The organism is Polaribacter sp. IC066 (assembly GCF_007997085.1).
In the GTDB taxonomy this organism is placed as follows: domain Bacteria; phylum Bacteroidota; class Bacteroidia; order Flavobacteriales; family Flavobacteriaceae; genus Polaribacter.
Window position 1 is genome coordinate 1 of the sequence record NZ_VORR01000148.1, and the last position, 846, is coordinate 846.

General features: G+C 29.4%; 1 protein-coding gene. It reads left to right on the forward strand.

The genetic code is table 11. The features are described from left to right. On the forward strand, positions 1–739 hold a 739-nt coding region (locus ES044_RS18320), incomplete at its 5' end, for a tyrosine-type recombinase/integrase (protein WP_147187479.1). Positions 740–846: the final 107 nt, after the last annotated feature.

Below are 846 nucleotides of genomic sequence, written 5' to 3' on the forward strand. Positions count from 1 at the left end.
CTATATAAAATATGCGCTTTTAAAAAGAGCTGATATATTTTCTACAAAAATAGTAGAAGCTTTTAGTTATGATTATATTTTTGTGCCTAATAAATCGGTTTCATATCAAAATCAATTTATAAGTGGCATCAAAAAGTTTTTTGAATATAAAGGTTATTCTTACGGAGACATACATATAGAGAGACCTAAAAAAGAAAAAAAATTACCAATAGTATTAAGTGGCGATGAAATAAAAGCTGTTTTTAATGTTATTACAAACCTGAAACATAAGGCTATTTTGTGCTTCTTATATTCTGCTGGTTTAAGAATAGGTGAAGCCATTAATTTAGAAATAACTGATATTGACAGTCAGCGGATGCTCATTCATATTAAACAGGCAAAAGGAAAAAAAGATAGATATACCCTTTTATCTCCTGCCTTTGTAAAAATATTAAGAGATTATTATATTGCTTACAAACCAAAAAAGCATTTATTTGAAGGGCAAAAAGGAGGGAAATATAGCAACACAAGTGCTCAAAAGGTTTTAAAAAATGCCTTATTTAAAGCAGGCATTCGAAAAAAAGTTACATTACATTCCTTAAGACACAGTTTTGCGACACATCTATTGGAAAAGGGCACAGACATTAGATATATTCAAGAACTTTTGGGGCATAGTAGTCCGAAAACCACCATGATTTATACGCATGTTACAGAGCCTAGTTTAAAAAAAATTAAAAATCCGTTTGATGATTTGTTTTAATCCACTATTTTTATAAAAAATTAAATGGATATAAAGAGACTAAACCTCTGCATATCCTGACAATATTTAAGAAGATGCGGATAAAAGGTCGGCATATAAACAAGTTG